Annotated in this window: 1 protein-coding gene; it reads right to left on the bottom strand. The window is 57.9% G+C overall.

Going from position 1 to position 841, the window contains the following annotated elements; all coding sequences use genetic code 11:
* Positions 1–76: 76 nt before the first annotated feature.
* Positions 77–787 (bottom strand): IS6-like element IS1628 family transposase, encoded by a 711-nt coding sequence (locus HMPREF3097_RS00005; RefSeq protein ID WP_010889963.1) that lies wholly within the window; start codon positions 785–787, stop codon positions 77–79.
* Positions 788–841 lie beyond the last annotated feature (54 nt).

Below are 841 nucleotides of genomic sequence, written 5' to 3'. Positions count from 1 at the left end.
GGTGCTGTTGCAACTTGGGGCGGGAGCCAAGAAAGCTCCGTTTTTATTGTGTGATCAACGCTATGTTCCTGTGTTGTCAGGCCGTCTCGAATACCCGGCTAACAATCACTGCATCCGGATTCGGGTGACCATAGGCAAACATCGTGCCCTGCCCCTTCCGCAATGAGTGCATCGCTTCCATCCCTTTCAACGTCCGGTAGGCAGACGTTCGGTTTTTGAATGCTCCTTTCGGCCCCAGGATCCGCTTTAACCGGCCATGATCGCCTTCAATGACGTTGTTGAGGTATTTCACCCGACGATGCTCGACCGTCGATGGACAGACGCCTTCCGCCTTCAGCTCAGAGATTGCCCTGGCGAGTGAGGGGGCCTTGTCGGTGCTGATCACCCGCGGATAGCCTGCCGATTTATTCGACCGCAGCGTCTTCGCCAGGAAACGCTTCGCTGCCGCGACGTTGCGTTTTGGTGAGAGGTAGAAGTCCAGGGTCTGGCCACCGGCGGTGATTGCCCGATAGAGGTAGCACCACTTTCCCCCGACCCGGATATAGGTCTCATCCACCCGCCAGGACCTGGCCTGCCAGTCAGGAACTTGCCGATACCACCGGGTCTTCTTATCCAGCTCAGGAGCATATTTCTGGACCCAGCGGTAGATCGTGGTGTGATCGACCGGCACTCCCCGCTCGGTCATCATCTCTTCGAGGTCGCGATAGCTCACGCCGTAGCGGCAGTACCACCGCACCGCCCACAGGATGATTTCACGAGGGAACTGCCGACCGGAGAAGATGCCCATGGACCTGATTATTCCACGCCGGTCTTCCTACTGCCCCAACTTTGCAACAGCACC

The sequence above is a fragment of the Corynebacterium sp. HMSC27B11 genome (assembly GCF_001815985.1).
GTDB lineage: Bacteria > Actinomycetota > Actinomycetes > Mycobacteriales > Mycobacteriaceae > Corynebacterium.
This window is presented reverse-complemented; position numbering and strand designations above follow the sequence as displayed.